Genomic DNA, 16345 nt, shown 5'->3' with positions numbered 1-16345 from the left:
GAGCGGGGGCGTGCCGACACCGTTCGAGTTCGGCAATTGTTTTTTGTGTAATGAATGCTATGCCCTAGGTAATAGTTGTCAACATATGATTCGAAGATTGCTCCGGATGGTACGAGGGAGGACCGGACAGCGGCTACCGGACGGGGGCATACAGCAGGACGAGGCCTCCAAGATTGAAACAGCGGGTGACTCAGACGCACGCGAACAGCGCGCGGCTGATTCTGATACGACCCGAGAAATGGGGACGGACACGGGGACGGGCCTGTCGACCGGCCGCTTCGTCGATGAAAACGTTCGGCTCCTGCTGAACGGTCTCAGTCAGCCGACATTCGTTCTTGACGCTGAGGGTGAGGTCGTCGCTTGGAACGAGGCACTCGCGGAACTAACGGGAGCCACCCGCGATGAAGCCGTCGGCCACGACCACGCCAGCGAGATGTTCTATCCGGATGGCCGCCGGGCGAAGACGTTGGCCGACAAGGTGCTCGAACATCCCGAAACGGTTCACGAGGAATACGATGTCGAGCTCGAAGCCCCCGAAATGGGACGTGTCGCCGACACGAGTACGATGCTTGACCAGTACGGCGACGAAAAGCACATTTACTTTGCCGCGACACCGCAGTACCGCGATGGCGAACTGGTCGGCGTCGTAGAGACGGTCATCGACCGGACGGAGGAGGTCGAACGACGACTTGCCATCGAGCGGCTGGTCGGGACGCTCGGCTCGACGCTCGAATCGCTGCGAAGCGGGGAGCTTGATGCCCGCGCGGAACTCGAAGACGAACACGCTGCCGCCCTTGACGATGAACTGCTCGATGTGGTTGACGCACTCAACGCCTTCGCCGAGGAATTCCAGACGTTGAGCGGCCGCGTCGAACAGCAGGCCGACCGACTGGACGACGCGGTCGACCGGGTCGTCGAGGCGGCCGCCGAAATCAGCGACGCCGTCGGAGAGCAAAACGAACTGGTCGACGACGCCGTCTCGGAGATGCAGACATTCTCGGCACAGATGGAAGAGGTCGCGGCCACGGCCCAAGATGTCGACGAGGCAGCGAGCGACGCTAAAGAAACCGCTGAGCACGGGCTTGAGACGGGACAAGACGCTCGGGAAGCTGCCAAAGAGGTCACGGACATCAGCGAAGAACTCGTCGACGATATTACCGCGCTGCAAGCCCGAATGGACGACATTGAGTCTGTCGTCGAAGTGGTCTCAGATGTCGCAGACCAAACAAATATCCTTGCGCTGAACGCCAACATCGAGGCCGCCCGCGCCGACGAGAGCGGTGAGGGCTTTGCTGTCGTCGCCGACGAAGTCAAATCACTGGCCGATGAAACTCAGTCCCACACTGACGACATCACAGACAGCATCGAGAAGCTTCGAGAACAGACAGACCGGACCGTCTCAGCGGCAATGACCTCCAGCGAGCGGGTTGATAGAGCCGACCAGCGAATACAGGAGATGTTCGATGCCTTTGAAGACATTGCTGATGCTGTCGAAGCGGCCGCCGACGGCATCGCCGAAGTCGCACAGGCAAACGACGACCAAGCGGCGAGCATCGAGGAGGTAACCGCAACGCTCGAAACAGTCCGTGAACACTCCGAGCGAGCCGAGACAGCCGCCGAAGACGTCGAATCGGCGGCTACCAGTCAGGCCGAAAGTATCGACGCTCTGATAAAGCGTGTTGAGCGACTCCGTGAGGGAACCGCCGACGCGGCCGACGCTGCATAGCCAACACATACATACCGGACAGCGTACTTGTGTCCGGATATGAAGCGACGCGACGTGTTAGCGGGGGTTGGGGCGACAGCGCTTTTGGGTACCGCGGGCTGTCTCGGTGTTGCGGGACTCGACGAGCATGAAGCGACGCCGGCCGGCGTCGACCCGGAGGTACGTTCGTCTACTGGGTACAGTCAGGTCGGTATCGAAGAACTCGTCATCCGAGAGCAGGTGGACTTGCCGGGACTATCGGAGGAGGTCGTTGTCCGGAACTATCTGACCGAACACGACAAGGGAATCGACCTCGGCCCGCTCGGACGGCTCCGGGCTGCGGTCTTCACCGTTCTCACGTCGCCGCAGATATCCATTGCCGGCCGGGAGCTCAATTCCGATAGCCGAGATGGGGACTGAAGAGCTGACAGAGCTGCTGGAGGCTGACTACGACGATATCAGCAACGTCGAACACGTCGAAGACGACGAGCTAACGATACTGGAACAGGAGACGACAGTGGCACGGTATGAGGCCGATGCGATGTTTGAGGGCCAAGAGCTACCGGTGTACATCCACATCTCCGAAAGCGTTGAAACGAGCAACGACCACCTCGTCACAATCGGTGTCTACCCACAGCAGGTTCGCCAGCAGGAAGACCCCAACATTGAAGCGCTGATGACGGGCGTCATCGAGGAAGCTGACGAAACAGCCGATGATGCGGAAGACAACCGGGACGATGCCGACGACGCTGACGACGAGCCAGCGGAAGACGGCTCGCTACCGGAAGACGAAGACACGGTGGACGAGCTGCCGGAAGACGAGAATCTCTCGGATGACCTCCCGGACGGGGTCGATGTAGACATCAGTCTTTCGTGAAGTGCCTCGGGGTCAAGCCCCGTGGCATTCGCCTTGCAATTCTGTAAATCCTCGTTAACCGACGTACTTTGTTACTGCCCGGCAACGGACCGAACCCATCTACTGCCGGATTCCGCTATCGGGCTGTCAGCGATGTTTGGATTTTCTCTGCTACACCGGAGAGGTGCGCCTGTCCAAACGTCGCGACGGCAAGCGCACCCAGCGAATTGAAAATGAGGTCACGAACGGTATCGTCGAGGCCGTGCTGGGCAAGGGGCATTTCGATGCCCGTCGCATCGGCCGCGACATCGAGACCGAACTCAAAGAGCTCCCAGACGACCCCGAAGGCCAGTACGACGACGAGCACGTAGACGAAGAAGAACCGACGGGGGATGTGAATCCGGTCGTTGTGGAGGTCGACAGCACGGGCGAACGTGTAGCCAGCCCCGGCGACAAGTGACGCCGACATTGCGTGTGTCAGGTGGTCCCACCATTCGAAGTGCCCGTACAGCCCGGCCGAGCCCATCGTGTGCAGAAAGACAGCCAACGTAATCCAGAGCCCGAGCCACGGGTCGAGCGGAATGCCGTAGTTGCGCTCCATGACGGCAGGGACGAACGTGATGGCGAGCGACAACAACCCGTTGGTGATGGCCTTCGGCTGGCCGTAGACGAGCCCATAGACGACGATGCCGGCGAGCAACAGTCGCATACCGGCTGTCAGCCGCCGCTGGTTCCGGACGGATGGCCGCGGTAGCTTCATCGGCCCATCACCCCGCGGAGATGCCGCCCGAGGCGACGGCCACGGTGTCTGAAGTACGAATCAAAAAGAATGCCCGCCAACAGCCCGGCAAGCGTTACCCATAGGAACTCACCCATCAGCGCGGCGTTGGCTGCATCCTGCGACATGCCCGGCGTGCTGAGAAACTCCGTTCCGAAATGTCGGTCCAGAATCCACCTGACGACTGCCCACGCCGCAACTGACGCCAGCGTCGTCATGACAACGAGCGCAACAGCAAACCAGTGGGTCAGCCTGAGCTCAGTAAACATGTGCAGTTCGACGATAATCAAAAGCGCCAGCGCGGCGACCGAAAAGTAGTAGCCGAAGGTGCCGAGTTCGCCGCCGAACAGGCCACGAACCAGTACTGGCAGTAGAGCAACGACGAGCAGCTCCCACGGGAGCATCGTCCGCCAGTCGAAGTAGGCTGCCGGCGGCAGCAGTACAACGACAGCAGTCGCGGAGACAAACAGTATCCAGAGCAGGTCGCGGTCGAGAACACTTTCAAGGAGCGCTCCAGCAAGCACGGCAACGAGCAGCCACGCGATGATAGCATTGAGGCGGCTGTTACGAAACAGCGCTGCGAGTATGTCGTCTCCTTCGGCGGCGCGCGCGCCGCCGCCACCGTCGGCAGTCATAGTCGACAGCGACGTAATCAGGTGTCTTAAAGACGATGAAACATTTATAAATGCGTGTCCACGGTGAGCACAACATTCAATTGAGTGTACGTTGTATGCGGTATCGCAATGGTCGACAAAGACGACCTCCGTGAGCAGTTCGAGGACGCGTTCGAAGGCGCAGACTACCCAGTCAACAGCCCGATGGACCTCGTGCCCGCGCTCCCGCAGGGACCGGGAACGAAATTCGAGTCCGGCGACTTTTCGATGACTGCGATGGAACTCAACACGAAGGCCGGCGGCAATCAGGATTTCCCCTACGAGTCCTCCGACGAGCTTGTCGAGGACATCATGAACGGGCTCGAAGAAGAAGGCTACCTCTAAGCCGGACAACGGCTACACTTTTATTATTGGGTCCCGGAGCCGCCAGCAACAGCCATGCACCAGAACACCTTCGTCAAACTCTCAGCGCTCGCGTTTGGCCTCGTGCTCGTGAGCTTCATCGTTCGCGGCTTCGGCGGCTTTCTCGTCGGCGGTGAAACGGCGACGCTGATTTCAGCCCCGCCGATGCTCGTCGGCGCGGGCCTCATCGTCTTTCTCACGCTCCGGTCGGTGCTTGCGGTGTCTGGAATCCGACCGTTAGCAGAACAGTAGTCAAAAACGGGGGAGGGCTGGCAATCAGGTATCCGAGTCGATTTCGATGAGACGGGCGATTTCTTCGGGGAGACTCTGTTCGCCCTCGGGCGTTTGAACGGTTACGAGCCCAAACGGCGCGATTTCGACGACTTCGATTTCGACATCCGGTTCGATGCCAGCAGCAGCGAGGTACCGTAGTTCTTCATCGCCTTGATGGCGGATGCGGCGAACGACGACGGTGTCGCCTTCCGCCGCTGCCGTGAGCCGGGTGGTCTCGCCTGCTTCGGGCAGTTCCAAGTCGGCGTCAGGAATCGGGTCGCCGTGCGGGTCGACGCCGGGGTTGTCGAGCGCCTCGGCGATGCGTTCGGTGAGCTCCTCGGAGACGTGGTGTTCAAGACGGTCGGCTTCCTCGTGGACGTCCGCCCAGTCGTAGTCGAGATGCTCGGTGAGAAACGCTTCTAGGAGCCGATGGTGGCGAAGGATTTCGAGGGCGACGACCTCACCCTCTTCGGTGAGCCGAACGCCACGGTACTCCTCGCGGTCGACGAGCCCACGCTCTTCGAGCTTCTTTATCATGCTCGAGACGGTCGGGGAGGTCACGTCCATGTAGTCGGCGAGTTCGGACGTCCCGACGCGCTCGTCGGTGTCGTTTTGGAGGGCGTATATCGCTTTGATATAATCCTCCATGACGGCGCTCAGCATTGTCCGCGGCTATGGCGGCGTCGGGGATATGGTTTTCCGTCCGTTCCGGAATCGCTTTCCGGACTCGCTTGCAGGTGTTGAGCATGAACGTCAGTGCTGTTGCCGACCTCTCGCCCGAAGCACGTGCGGCGCTGTTTGAGCGCGATGCGGGGATTGAAGACGCCCGTGAGTCGGTCCGAGATATCATCGGCCGCGTCCGCGAGGAGGGTGACGTGGCGCTCCGAAGCTACGCAAAGGAGTTCGACGATGTCGACATCGGAACACTAGCGGTCACCGACGAGGCAGAGCGCGCCTACGACGACCTCGACGACGACCTCCGTGACGCTATCGAAACTGCCGCCGAGAACATTCGAACGTTCCACGAGCGGCAGGTTCCGGACGACTGGCGGGAGCAGTTCGACGGCCGAGAGCTGGGTCGCCGATACCGTCCCTTGGAGCGTGTCGGGGTCTATGCCCCCGGCGGGACCGCCGCCTATCCCTCCAGCGTCCTGATGGGCGTCATCCCGGCTGTCGTCGCCGGTGTCGACCACGTTGCCGTTGCGACACCGCCGGCCGAGGAGCTACCGGCTGCGACGCTTGCGGCCGCTCACGTCGCTGGTGCCGACGCGGTCTATCAGGTCGGCGGTGCACAGGCGATTGCGGCGCTCGCCTATGGCACGGAGTCCGTCTCGGCGGTCCAGAAGGTTGTCGGCCCGGGGAACCGCTGGGTGACCGCCGCCAAGGCCGAGGTTCGCGGCGATGTCGAAATCGACTTTCTCGCAGGCCCATCCGAGCTACTCGTCGTCTGTGACGACACCGCGGACCCGGAACTGATTGCTGCCGACATGGTTGCACAGGCCGAACACGACCCGAACGCCTCGGTCGTCTGCGTCAGCGACGACGAGGCGACCGCCGAAGCCGTCGCCGACGCCTGTGAGCGTCAGGCCACAGCCCGCGAGCGGACCGAAGCAATCGAGTCGGCGTTGGAAAACGACGCCTCGGCGGTGCTCTGTGCACGGTCGATGTCGGAGGCTGTCCTCTTTGCCGAGGAGTATGCCGCCGAACACCTCTCTATTGTCGCCGCCGACGAAGAAGCACTCCTCGACCGCATCGACTCGGCAGGGAGCGTCTTCCTCGGTGGCTTCTCACCGGTTGCGGTCGGCGATTATGCCTCCGGAACCAATCACGTCCTTCCGACCGGTGGCCTGGCGAAGGTCGCTGGCGGGCTTTCCGTCGACCACTTCGTTCGGTCGACGACAGTACAGAAACTCGACGAGGACGCGCTGTCGTCGCTTCGGGAGACGGTCACGACGCTGGCCCGCGCCGAAGGGCTCGAAGCCCACGCGGAAAGCGTCGACAAACGGTTCGACTGACTCCGCTCTGGGCTCCGGTGTCGCTCGCGGCGAATCCGACAACCGTTTTAAGCCCGGGCTGTTGGGTTCCGGTAATGGGTAACTGTATCATCTGCGGTACGTCCACCGATGGACTCGTCTGTGACGTCCATCAAGAGGACGTCCTCTTCGAGTTCACAGGTAACGAACCCTCACAGCTGACGCCCGGTCGCTTTTACAAAGGTACCGTCGACGGCTACGCCGAGTTCGGCGTCTTCATCAACATCGGCAACGTCACCGGACTCCTCCACCGGAGCAAACTCGACCAGCGAATCGAGAGCCTCGACTGGGATGAGGGCGACGAAGTCTCCGTACAGGTCAACAACGTCCGTGACAACGGCGACATCGACCTCGATTCCTCGATTCGGCAGACCGCCGACGAGTTCCGCGGTATGCTGGTCCAGACACCCGACGGCGAGCACCTTCCCGACGCGGCTGACGACGATGAGGCCGACGCCGACGAGCAAACCGGCGGCTCCCCCGAGTCCAGCGACGACGGCCCGACGACACAAGAGCCGAGCGTCGACGAGCAGACCGGTGGCAATCCAAGCGACCCCGAGCTCGCCGAGATGGCGACAGAAAGCGACGAAGACGACGAAGCTGCTGCGGAAGCTGAAGAAGCCGAGGCCGGCGACGTTGACGCGGAAAGCGACATCGACCGCGTCGCCGTCGAGACGCTTCGTGACCGCGTCGGCGATGTCGTCCGCCTCGAAGGCGTCGTCGCGTCGGTCAGACAGACCTCCGGTCCGACCGTCTTCGAACTCCGCGACGAGACCGGTATCGTCGACTGCGCCGCCTTCGTCGAGGCGGGCGTTCGAGCCTATCCCGAAATCGAGACCGACGACGTTGTCCGCCTCGACGGCGAGGTGCGACTCCGCCGCGACGAGATTCAGGTCGAAACCGATTCGCTCGTCGCGCTGGAAGACGATGCGCGCGAAGATGTCGAGTCCCGGATGGACGCCGCCATCGAAAACCGCGCCCGACCGGAGTCGGTCGAACCGCTTGCCGACGACGATGCCGTCTCGGCGATAACGGACGACATCGCCGACGCCGCGACCGAAATCCGCCGTGCCGTTCTCGAATCCCGGCCGGTTGTCGTCCGCCACGATGCGACGACTGACGGATACGTCGCCGGTGCGGCCATCGAGCGTGCCGTGCTGCCGCTCATCCGAGACGAGTACGAAAGCGCCGACGCCGTCTACCACTACTTCGACCGCCGACCGCTCGAAGACGGCGTCTACGACATGGACGACGCGACAAAAGATGTCACCCGGATGCTCGACGACCGCGAGCGTCACGACGAGAAGCTCCCGCTCTTCGTCTTCGCCGCTGCCGGTTCGACGGCCGCCTCGACGGACGGGCTGGAGCTGCTGGATGTCTACGACGCGCCGCGCGTCGTCCTCGACGGTCGTCCGGTCGACGACGCTGTCGACGACGAAATCGACGCTCCGGTGACTGCCGACGGCCGGACGTCAGCAACCGTCGCGGCCGCTGTCGCCGCCGCTGTCAACGGTGATGTCCGCGCGGATCTGGAACACCTGCCGGCAGTCAGCTACTGGGACGAGACGCCGACAGTCTACACCGACCTCGCAACCGGTGCCGGCTTCGACGAGGAGACGGTCGAACAGCTCCGGGAAGCCATCGCGCTGGAGGCGTTCTATCAGTCCTACGAGGACAAACGCCAACTCATCATCGACCTGCTGTTCGGCGAGCAGACCGGCCTCGCCGCGCAGGTTTCCGAGCAGTTCGATACCAAGCTCGAAGCGGAGCTGGAGACAGCCACGACGAACCTCGACGAGCGGACCGTTGACGGCTACGACGTGACGGTCCTCGACACTGACGCCTACACGCACACCTACGACTTCCCGCCGACCCGGCTGCTCCTCGATGAGCTTTCGCGGCGATTGGACGCCGACGCCGTTGTCGGCGTCGCGACTGACGAACTCCACCTCCGAGCGGCTGACGACATCGACATCAGTGCTGTCGCCGACACCGTCGCTGAAGCCGTCCCGAACGCCGGCGTTTCCGACCCCGGCGCACGCGAGCCGAAGCTCGAGTTCCTCGCCGGCAAGCGCGACGCTGTTATCGACGCTGTTGTTGACGCCGTCGCAGAGCAGGTCACCGCACCCTCCGCCTGAGGACCGCTATTCCTTTCCCGTCGCAGTTCCTTGTCATCAGTAGCGAATGAGCGCCGACACCGACGCCGAGTCCGAGGTCTTCGAGCGCGTCTGTGAGTCGCTCGTCGAGGGGATTCTCGACGGCGACATCGACAGAGATAATCTCGAATCGGCCAAGATGGACGCCTGCCGCGAGCACTCCTCGCCGAAGGTGCCGAAGAACACGGATTTGCTCGACTACGCTCCCGAGGAGCAACGCGAAGAGCTTGAGTCGGTGTTGCAGCGCAAACCGGTCCGGACAGCGTCCGGCGTCTCGCCGGTTGCTATCATGACCTCTCCACACATGTGTCCGCACGGGAAGTGTCTCTACTGTCCGGGCGGCCCCGCCTCGGAGTTTTCGTCCTCACAGAGCTACACCGGCCACGAACCGGCAGCAGCACGGGGCGTCCAGAACGATTACGACCCATACGGGCAGGTCACGCTGCGTCTCCACCAGCTCCGCGAAATCGGCCACCCAGTCGATAAGGTCGAACTCATCCTCATGGGCGGGACGATGACCGCCCGGAGCCACGATTATCAGGAGTGGTTCGTCAAACGCGCCCTCGAAGCGATGAACGACTACGACCTCGACAGCCCGCCTGCACCCAGCGAGGAGGACTCGTTCAAGCCCGACCCCGAGGATGTCGACTTCCGGTATCTGGAGGATGTCATCGCCGAAAACGAGACGGCCAACATCCGAAACATCGGAACGACCTTCGAAACCAAGCCCGACTGGTGTGACCCCGAGCAGATAGACCGGATGCTTCGGCTCGGCGGGACGAAAGTCGAAGTCGGCGTCCAGACGACCTACGAGCGCATCAACCGCGAAATGCACCGGGGCCACGGTGTCCAGGCCTCGCTGGATGCCAACCGGCGACTCCGGGACGCCGGCTTCAAAGTCGGCTTCCACATGATGCCCGGCCAGCCCGGCATGTCCAAAGAGATGTGTCTACAGGACTTCCGGGAGATCTTCGAGAACGCCGACTGGCGGCCGGACTATCTGAAGATTTATCCGACGCTCATCGTCCGGGATACGGTGACCTACGACATGTGGCGGCGCGACGAGTACGAGCCGCTCAACAACGAGGAGGCGGCGGAACTCGTCGCCGAAATCAAATCGATGATTCCGCGCTATACGCGCCTCCAGCGCGTCCAGCGGGATATCCCGGCAGACTTTATCGATGCCGGGGTCTGGAAGTCGAACCTCCGACAGCTCGCCAGAAAGCGGATGGAAGCACACGGCTGGGAGTGTGACTGTATCCGCTGTCGCGAGGTCGGTATGAACGACGAAGACCCCGATACTGTCGAGCTGAACGTCGACACCTACGAGGCCGCCGGCGGGACGGAACACTTCATCTCCATCGAGGACTTCGAGAAGGACCTGCTCGTCGGCTTCTGCCGGCTCCGGTTCCCGAACGACCCCGTCAGGGCGGAGTTGGAGGACGCAGCGATTGTCAGGGAGCTCCACGTCTACGGCAGCGAGGTCGGCGTCGGCAAGCAGACCGACGATGGCCACCAACACGAGGGCCACGGTCGGCGGCTGCTGTCGACGGCCGAGGCGCTGGCTGCGGACGCCGGCTACGACAAACTCTCTGTCATCTCCGGCATCGGCGTCCGCCAGTACTATCGCGAGAAACTCGGCTACTATCAGGATGGCCCGTACGTCTCGACGCGGCTGGACCAGTAGAGTAGCTGCTTTTCTGTTCGGGGCCGTACCGTATCGCTGCCCGACGCAGCCGCCACCGACGGTTGGCGGGGGCACAAGGAATGCAGCTGGCGAACAAGCGCCGTTTCGGGCGTAGCTGTCGGCCGATACTCCGATAGCCAGCATCAAGACCTGCGCCACAGTAGTCCCGATATGGCTCGTGCGGTCACCGACGGCGTCTACCGGCTCGATATCGCGTGGCCCGAGCCGGTCGGGGCGAACGCCTATCTCGTCGACGACGGCGAGGTTACGCTCGTCGATGCCGGTGTTCCATTTCCGCGCCGGTCGTTATCGGGCGAACTCCGCTCGCTTGGGTACTCGCTTGACGATATCGACCGCGTACTCGTTACTCACTACGATATCGACCACGTCGGCGGTCTCGCTCGCATCGACATCGACGTTCCGGTGTACATCGGAGCGCTTGACCGCCGACTCGTCCGGCGGGCGTGGTCGCCACCGTGGCGGCATCACAAGGGTGTGTTCCATCGCGTCGTGCGACGGTGGTATTCGCTTTCTGACTACGACCTTCGGCCGGTAGAAGACGACGACACCATCGGTGCGTTCCGTACATTCCACACGCCCGGCCACAACCCCGGCCATACCGTATACATACACGACGAGACTGAAACGGCGATGCTCGGTGACCTCGTGTGGGCGACGGACGGTGGGTTCGTACCGCCGCCGTGGCTCGATTCCTACGACACTGCGCGGCTCGCAGAAAGCATCGCTCGCGTCGCTCAGGAGTCGTTTGCCCACGCCTGTGTCGGCCACGGCCCGGTCGTCTCGCCGGACGCAGCCGAACGGCTGCGGTCGCTCGTTGTGCGACGTTTCGGAGCCGACCGACTCCGGTAGGTTCAAGCAAAGCGCCGTGGCATCGGTACCCATGCACCCCCGGACGGCAGCGTTCAGAGAGCATGCCGAAGACCAGTACGGGCTTGAAATCGATGTCCACGAGTTTCCCGAAGGAACGAAGACGGCAGCCGACGCCGCCGATGCGGTTGGCTGCGACCTCGCACAGATAGCCAGCGGCATCGTTTTCGATGTCGAGGGCGACCTTGTCGTCGTCGTCACGAGCGGCGCAAATCGCGTCAGCGAGCCGAAACTCGCAGCCGAGTGCAATGTCGACACTGCGTCGGTTTCGATGGCCGATGCTGACGACATCAAGGAGACGCTGGGGTGGGCCATCGGTGGCGTGCCGCCGTTCTGCCACGAAACCGACGTGCCGGTCTACATGGACGAAACGCTAACCCAACACGACGACGTGTGGGCGGCCGCCGGAACGCCGGAGGCCGTGTTCCCGATTCCGCCGGCAAAACTGCGCGAACTCGCCGACGCGGCGGTTGTCGACGTCGCAGAGTAAGCGTGTCTGGGTTAGTGGACGGAGATAGCCCCGGAATCGCGACCTGAAAACAGGATAGCAAGCAGATAGAAGCCGATAGCGATGACGATAATCGACCCGCCGGGGGGTAGGCTTTGCCAGATGGCAAACGCTAGCCCGCCGAGCACCGACAACTGTCCGACGAGCACCGACAGATACAGTGTCTCTCGGAAGCTGTCGGCGACCTGCGACGCCGCGGCGACCGGAATAACGAGCAGCCCGGCCACGAGAATGACCCCGAGAATCTGCATCGCGCCGACGACAACGACGGCCGTCATGACGACGAGCAGGGCGTTATAGCGGTCGACGTTGAGCCGCGCGACACGGGCGGCCCGTTCGTCGAACGTGATGAACAGGAACTGCTTGTAGTGGACGACAGTCAGCGCGACGACGAATACCGAAAGGATAGCAACGAGCCGTGCGCCGGTGGCGGTCACGATGGCGAGGTTACCAAAGAGGAAGTCTTCGATGTCGATGGCGATGGCGACGAAATCACGGCTCCAGCTGATGAGCAGCGTCCCGACAGCGAAGCTGCCGGTCAGAACGATGGCGATCGGCACGTCTCCGTAGGTGCTCGTGTGGTCCGAAAGCCACTGGAGGCCGAGCGCGCCGGCAGCACTGACAATCAACGCGACGAGCAACAGCGTTCCACGCGAGCCGACCGCCTCGACAATCGGGGCCTGCGTACCGCCCAGTATCGCGACGACGAGTACACCGACCGCGACGCCGGCAAAGGCGGTGTGGGCGAGCGTCTCGCCGATGAGGGCCATCTGTCGATGGACGAGATACGTACCGACAAGCGGCGCGACGATACCGACAAGCGTTCCGGTCGCGACGGCCCGCAGAATCGACGGGTAGCTGAAGACATCCGTGCCGAGGTAGAAGTCGATCCAGCTCCCGTAGATGAGAATCTGCTCGAAGGCTATCTCGCCGGCGACTCCGAGAGCACCGGGGGCACCACGGAGCCAGTCGAGGGCAATAAACGCCAGCATACAGAACGCGAGCACCCCCGCAGCGGCGACACCGACAAGCTCCACCGTTTCTCGGAACGGCCGGCTGTATTCGGTGTCGGTCGGAGCGTCCGTAGCCGTATCCGTCTCCGAACTCATGCGTGGTTGTGCTGGATGATGCCGCTGGTTCTGCCGTAGGCTTCGCTCAGCGCATCGCTTTCGAGGAACGAGACGGTGTCGCCGTGGTGGTAGAGCTCTCGGTTGATACAGGCGACGGTGTCGACGTGCTTTGTGAGGATATCGATATCGTGTTCGATGAGGATAATCGTCATTCCGTTGCGATTGAGTTCATCAAGCAGGTCGTAAAACCGGTCTCTGGAGTCCGCATCAACACCGACGGTCGGCTCGTCCAGCGCGAGGATATCCGCCTCTGAGGCCAGCGCTCTGGCGATAAAGGCCCGCTGGCGCTGTCCCCCCGAAAGCTCGTCGACGCGTCGGTTCGCCAGCTCACGAATGTCGACCGTTTCCATCGCGTCGGCGACAATTCGCCGGTCCTCGTCAGTGAGCCGGGACCGGCCCGCCCGTGCAAACCGGCCCATAAGTATCGCCTCACGGACGGTCACCGGCATCGTTCCGCTCCGGTCGGTCGACCGTTGGCCGACGTAGCCGAGTCGTTCTCCCTCGTCGAACTCCGTCGCCGGCTCGCCAAACAGCTCGATTGAGCCGCTATCCGGCTCGTAAAGCCCGATCATCAGGTGAAGCAGCGTCGTCTTCCCGGAGCCGTTGGGGCCGATGAGGCCAACGAACTCACCGTCGGAGATGCTGAGCGAGACATCCTCGACAGCAGGTGTCTCTCCGTAGGCGAACGTCACGTTCTGTACGTCGACGACGGTGCTCACGATGTTCTCATCGATGGAAGGACGCTGGCAGTTATCACTCTGTTCATCTCGTCTCAGTCGGCTCCGAGCGCCTTGCGCAGCGAGGGGATGTTCACATTCTCCATCTGCTCGACCCAGCCCCAGTCGTTTTCCTGCCACGTCTCTGTCGTTCCTTCGAGCGGCGACAGCGGCTCGGCGCTGTCGACTGATGTCTCCTCGAAGATGTTTTCGACCATCTGTGGAAGGTCCTCACCGGGGCTTGCAGACTCGAAGGGGTCGTACAGAACGGTGTCGATGCCGTGTTCCTCAATGACGTTGTTGAGCCGCGTCATGTCGTCGAATGACTCGCCGGCGTCCGGTGAAATACCGACCGGGGTATGTAGCTCGAAGTCGTATCGCTGTTCAACATACTGAAAGGAGTCGTGGCCGGCAAAGACCGCTATGTCCCGCTCGGCGGTCTCGACAAGCGTCTCAAGCTCTTCGTGGACGGACTGGAGCCGCTGTTTGTATTGCTCGGCGTTGTCGCGATACGTGTCCTCGCTTTCGGGGTTAATCTCCGCGAGCGCGTCGGCGACGTTATCGACCATCCGTTGTGACAATACGGGGTCAGTCCACGCGTGTGGGTCATGGAACTCATCCGCGCCACCGGCATCAAGCGTCTCTTGGACCCGTATCGAAGTCGGCTCGGGGTCCGTCTCGTAGATGACTTCGCCTTCGTGTAGTATCTGAAAGACGATACCGGCCGATCCGGTCGATTCGCCGTGGAATACGACCCGGTCGCCACGACTCTCGATATCGACGACACCTTCGGGTTCGCCGTCTGCGAGACGGGCATCGACACGGTATGATTCGCCGTCACCAAGCGGGACGATGTTCTCCGCTTCGTCTTTCAGCACGACACCGATTGGAACGCTGTCGCCGACAGCGATATCCGGAAGGCCACCGTGCCAGTGGTTGAACCCCGGCCCATGCCAGTAGCCGAGCTGTTGGTTCGACCGGAGGTCGTAGATATCGACTTCCTCAAACCACAGCGACTCGGGCGGGTAGTCACGTCCGTGGTCCGGCTCCGGCATCGGCTCAGTGTCGAACGGGATGAGATACGGCTCCAGCCCTTCGAGAGCGTCCACGACAGCGACCTCATCGTGGTCACGTTCAAGCTCTGTTGCGACATCCTGTGCCCACGAGAACTCGGGTGTGTCTAGATAGAGGAACATCTCCGAGGAGGCGATTTCTCGGGTGATGTCGCCGTCCGGACTCCAGCCATGCCCCATCTGTCCGGCACTGACCGGATTCTCGAAATCAAGTGTGTCTCCGGATATCTCCTCGGCCCAATCCCAGAGGGTAAAGAAGGCGGCGTATCCGCCGTCGCTCTCCTGTCCTGGCGCCGCGGCGTCGACGCACCCTGCGACAGCAGCCGTAGCAGCACCCGCTCCTGCAGTGAGCAGTCCGCGTCGAGAGAGATTCATATCAAGGTGAATGCCCTCTGTGCCTAAAAGTATTATTATAGATGCTCAGTTTCTTATTAACTGAGGGCAACAGAAAGCGAGTGAGTATTAAACGGGCTACTCTGCGACCAGTTCGATGACAGCCTCGCCGTGGTCCGGCTCAACTATAACGTAGCGGTCGAGGCCGTCACACCCCTCGATGCCGGCTTCTTCATGCTCGGTGTGCCCGGTGTGGACGGTGACAGACCCACCTTGCGTGAAGAACGCGAGTTTGTCGCCCCCGTGGTCGTGGTCGTCGTGATGGTCGTCGTCGTCGTGGTCGTGGTCGTCGTGGTGGTCGTCGTCGTGATGGTCGTCGTCGTGGTCGTGGTCGTCGTGGTGGTCGTGGTCGTCGTGATGGTCGTCGTCGTGGTGGTCGTGGTCGTCGTGGTGGTCGTGGTCGTCGTGATGGTCGTCGTCGTGGTGGTCGTGGTCGTCGTGGTGGTCGTCGTCCTCGACCTCGAAGCGGATATACCCCCCTTCACCCTCGACGGTAACATCGTACGGCTGGTGGGTAGAGCTGATTGTCGGCGCAGTATCGCTTGAGGTACCTGCTTCGAGCGGCTCAAAGTCGTCGAACTCGATGTGGCCGCAGGCGTGGTCAATTTCTCCGGCACTGAGGCCTTCGCTGTGGTCGTCGTGGTGGTCGTCGTCGTCGTGATGGTCGTCGTCGTGATGGTCGTCGTGATGGTCGTCGTGGTCGTCGTGGTCGTCGTCGTCGTGGTCGTGGTCGTCGTCGTCGTGGTCGTGGTCGTCGTCGTGATGGTCGTCGTGGTCGTGGTCGTCGTCGTGATGGTCGTCGTGGTCGTGGTCGTCGTCGTGATGGTCGTCGTGGTCGTGGTCGTCGTCGTGGTCGTGGTCGTCGTCGTCGTCGTGGTCGTGGCCGCCCACGCCCTCAACGAGTAGGGTTACGGAGGCTGTCTCAGGCTCTGGTGTCTCCTCGTCCGGTTCTTCCTCATCCGGCGTCGTCTCTTCGTCTTCAGCACCCGGGTCTGGGTCTTCCTCGGCGCAGCCAGCGAGCGCACCGAGACCTACAACTCCGATTCCGGACTTGACGAACGTTCGTCGGGAAGGCTGCATATAGCCTCCAAGGAAGGGTGTGCTCAAAAGGGTTATTATTCCAATATACTTTC

The 16345-nt window shown here is 62.1% G+C and carries 17 protein-coding genes; 10 read left to right on the top strand and 7 right to left on the bottom strand.

Annotated features, from left to right (window positions below; genetic code table 11):
* Window positions 1-85: 85 nt before the first annotated feature.
* The 3 genes from NP_RS07150 to NP_RS15090 are packed head-to-tail and all read left to right on the top strand — an operon-like array spanning window position 86 to window position 2582.
* A complete protein-coding gene (locus NP_RS07150) occupies window positions 86-1726 on the top strand; it encodes a methyl-accepting chemotaxis protein (protein ID WP_011323162.1) in 1641 nt (546 codons plus the stop codon).
* Window positions 1727-1765: 39 nt separating this feature from the next.
* The gene (locus tag NP_RS15095; protein ID WP_011323161.1) at window positions 1766-2125 is read left to right on the top strand and encodes a DUF6517 family protein; all 360 of its coding nucleotides are present in this window, start codon (window positions 1766-1768) and stop codon (window positions 2123-2125) included.
* Window positions 2115-2582 carry a DUF6517 family protein gene (locus tag NP_RS15090; RefSeq protein ID WP_011323160.1) on the top strand — a complete coding sequence of 156 codons (468 nt, stop codon included), beginning with the start codon at window positions 2115-2117 and terminating at the stop codon, window positions 2580-2582. Before NP_RS15095 ends, NP_RS15090 begins: the two co-directional genes overlap by 11 nt.
* A 115-nt stretch (window positions 2583-2697) precedes the next feature.
* Here NP_RS15090 and NP_RS07135 read toward each other — a convergent pair whose 3' ends face one another.
* Both NP_RS07135 and NP_RS07130 read right to left on the bottom strand, forming a co-directional pair.
* On the bottom strand, window positions 2698-3321 hold the full coding sequence (locus tag NP_RS07135; protein WP_011323159.1) for a hypothetical protein: 624 nt from the start codon (window positions 3319-3321) through the stop codon (window positions 2698-2700).
* Window positions 3318-3974, bottom strand: a complete 657-nt coding sequence (locus tag NP_RS07130; RefSeq protein WP_011323158.1) for a hypothetical protein — start codon at window positions 3972-3974, stop codon at window positions 3318-3320. The genes NP_RS07135 and NP_RS07130 overlap by 4 nt, the downstream gene beginning before the upstream one ends.
* Window positions 3975-4082: 108 nt before the next feature.
* On the opposite strand from NP_RS07130, the gene NP_RS07125 reads away from it, so the two are divergent.
* Together NP_RS07125 and NP_RS07120 are read left to right on the top strand one after the other, a co-directional pair.
* Window positions 4083-4337 (top strand): MTH865 family protein, encoded by a 255-nt coding sequence (locus tag NP_RS07125; protein WP_011323157.1) that lies wholly within the window; start codon window positions 4083-4085, stop codon window positions 4335-4337.
* Between the two features lie 54 nt (window positions 4338-4391).
* Window positions 4392-4607: a hypothetical protein gene (locus NP_RS07120; RefSeq protein ID WP_011323156.1), complete on the top strand. Its 216-nt coding sequence runs from the start codon at window positions 4392-4394 to the stop codon at window positions 4605-4607.
* Window positions 4608-4631: 24 nt separating this feature from the next.
* Here the strand turns inward: NP_RS07120 and NP_RS07115 are convergent, their stop codons facing one another.
* On the bottom strand, window positions 4632-5291 hold the full coding sequence (locus NP_RS07115; RefSeq protein WP_011323155.1) for a metal-dependent transcriptional regulator: 660 nt from the start codon (window positions 5289-5291) through the stop codon (window positions 4632-4634).
* Window positions 5292-5374: 83 nt separating this feature from the next.
* Here NP_RS07115 and hisD point away from each other — a divergent pair, with 83 nt between their 5' ends.
* The 5 genes from hisD (at window position 5375) to NP_RS07090 (ending at window position 11882) form a co-directional block, all read left to right on the top strand.
* A complete protein-coding gene (gene hisD, locus NP_RS07110; RefSeq protein ID WP_011323154.1) occupies window positions 5375-6643 on the top strand; it encodes a histidinol dehydrogenase in 1269 nt (422 codons plus the stop codon).
* 74 nt (window positions 6644-6717) lie between these two features.
* Window positions 6718-8799, top strand: a complete 2082-nt coding sequence (locus NP_RS07105) for an OB-fold nucleic acid binding domain-containing protein (protein ID WP_011323153.1) — start codon at window positions 6718-6720, stop codon at window positions 8797-8799.
* A gap of 46 nt (window positions 8800-8845) precedes the next feature.
* On the top strand, window positions 8846-10504 hold the full coding sequence (locus tag NP_RS07100; RefSeq protein ID WP_011323152.1) for a tRNA uridine(34) 5-carboxymethylaminomethyl modification radical SAM/GNAT enzyme Elp3: 1659 nt from the start codon (window positions 8846-8848) through the stop codon (window positions 10502-10504).
* Between the two features lie 171 nt (window positions 10505-10675).
* A complete protein-coding gene (locus NP_RS07095) occupies window positions 10676-11374 on the top strand; it encodes an MBL fold metallo-hydrolase (RefSeq protein WP_011323151.1) in 699 nt (232 codons plus the stop codon).
* A 31-nt stretch (window positions 11375-11405) separates the two neighbouring features.
* Window positions 11406-11882 carry a YbaK/EbsC family protein gene (locus NP_RS07090; protein ID WP_011323150.1) on the top strand — a complete coding sequence of 159 codons (477 nt, stop codon included), beginning with the start codon at window positions 11406-11408 and terminating at the stop codon, window positions 11880-11882.
* 11 nt (window positions 11883-11893) lie between these two features.
* Here the strand turns inward: NP_RS07090 and NP_RS07085 are convergent, their stop codons facing one another.
* The 4 genes from NP_RS07085 to NP_RS14865 form a co-directional block, all read right to left on the bottom strand.
* On the bottom strand, window positions 11894-13009 hold the full coding sequence (locus NP_RS07085; protein WP_011323149.1) for a metal ABC transporter permease: 1116 nt from the start codon (window positions 13007-13009) through the stop codon (window positions 11894-11896).
* Complete coding sequence (locus NP_RS07080; protein ID WP_011323148.1) at window positions 13006-13749, bottom strand: metal ABC transporter ATP-binding protein; 744 nt, start codon at window positions 13747-13749, stop codon at window positions 13006-13008. Before NP_RS07080 ends, NP_RS07085 begins: the two co-directional genes overlap by 4 nt.
* Before the next feature lie 53 nt (window positions 13750-13802).
* Window positions 13803-15194: a metal ABC transporter substrate-binding protein gene (locus tag NP_RS07075; protein ID WP_011323147.1), complete on the bottom strand. Its 1392-nt coding sequence runs from the start codon at window positions 15192-15194 to the stop codon at window positions 13803-13805.
* 96 nt (window positions 15195-15290) lie between these two features.
* Window positions 15291-16292: a hypothetical protein gene (locus tag NP_RS14865; protein WP_011323146.1), complete on the bottom strand. Its 1002-nt coding sequence runs from the start codon at window positions 16290-16292 to the stop codon at window positions 15291-15293.
* Window positions 16293-16345: the final 53 nt, after the last annotated feature.

It is taken from the genome of Natronomonas pharaonis DSM 2160, from assembly GCF_000026045.1.
Taxonomy (GTDB): Archaea; Halobacteriota; Halobacteria; order Halobacteriales; family Haloarculaceae; genus Natronomonas; species Natronomonas pharaonis.
The sequence above is the reverse complement of the archived record's forward strand: the minus strand, read 5'-3'. Positions and strand labels throughout refer to the sequence as shown.

What these genes read in the sequence shown, in the direction of transcription:
- NP_RS07150 (WP_011323162.1), top strand. Translation starts at nt 86, where the DNA reads ATGATTCGAAGATTGCTCCGGATGGTACGAGGGAGGACCGGACAGCGG.
- NP_RS15095 (WP_011323161.1), top strand. Translation starts at nt 1,766, where the DNA reads ATGAAGCGACGCGACGTGTTAGCGGGGGTTGGGGCGACAGCGCTTTTG.
- NP_RS15090 (WP_011323160.1), top strand. Translation starts at nt 2,115, where the DNA reads ATGGGGACTGAAGAGCTGACAGAGCTGCTGGAGGCTGACTACGACGAT.
- NP_RS07135 (WP_011323159.1), bottom strand. Translation starts at nt 3,321, where the DNA reads ATGAAGCTACCGCGGCCATCCGTCCGGAACCAGCGGCGGCTGACAGCC.
- NP_RS07130 (WP_011323158.1), bottom strand. Translation starts at nt 3,974, where the DNA reads ATGACTGCCGACGGTGGCGGCGGCGCGCGCGCCGCCGAAGGAGACGAC.
- NP_RS07125 (WP_011323157.1), top strand. Translation starts at nt 4,083, where the DNA reads ATGGTCGACAAAGACGACCTCCGTGAGCAGTTCGAGGACGCGTTCGAA.
- NP_RS07120 (WP_011323156.1), top strand. Translation starts at nt 4,392, where the DNA reads ATGCACCAGAACACCTTCGTCAAACTCTCAGCGCTCGCGTTTGGCCTC.
- NP_RS07115 (WP_011323155.1), bottom strand. Translation starts at nt 5,291, where the DNA reads ATGCTGAGCGCCGTCATGGAGGATTATATCAAAGCGATATACGCCCTC.
- hisD (WP_011323154.1), top strand. Translation starts at nt 5,375, where the DNA reads ATGAACGTCAGTGCTGTTGCCGACCTCTCGCCCGAAGCACGTGCGGCG.
- NP_RS07105 (WP_011323153.1), top strand. Translation starts at nt 6,718, where the DNA reads ATGGGTAACTGTATCATCTGCGGTACGTCCACCGATGGACTCGTCTGT.
- NP_RS07100 (WP_011323152.1), top strand. Translation starts at nt 8,846, where the DNA reads ATGAGCGCCGACACCGACGCCGAGTCCGAGGTCTTCGAGCGCGTCTGT.
- NP_RS07095 (WP_011323151.1), top strand. Translation starts at nt 10,676, where the DNA reads ATGGCTCGTGCGGTCACCGACGGCGTCTACCGGCTCGATATCGCGTGG.
- NP_RS07090 (WP_011323150.1), top strand. Translation starts at nt 11,406, where the DNA reads ATGCACCCCCGGACGGCAGCGTTCAGAGAGCATGCCGAAGACCAGTAC.
- NP_RS07085 (WP_011323149.1), bottom strand. Translation starts at nt 13,009, where the DNA reads ATGAGTTCGGAGACGGATACGGCTACGGACGCTCCGACCGACACCGAA.
- NP_RS07075 (WP_011323147.1), bottom strand. Translation starts at nt 15,194, where the DNA reads ATGAATCTCTCTCGACGCGGACTGCTCACTGCAGGAGCGGGTGCTGCT.
- NP_RS14865 (WP_011323146.1), bottom strand. Translation starts at nt 16,292, where the DNA reads ATGCAGCCTTCCCGACGAACGTTCGTCAAGTCCGGAATCGGAGTTGTA.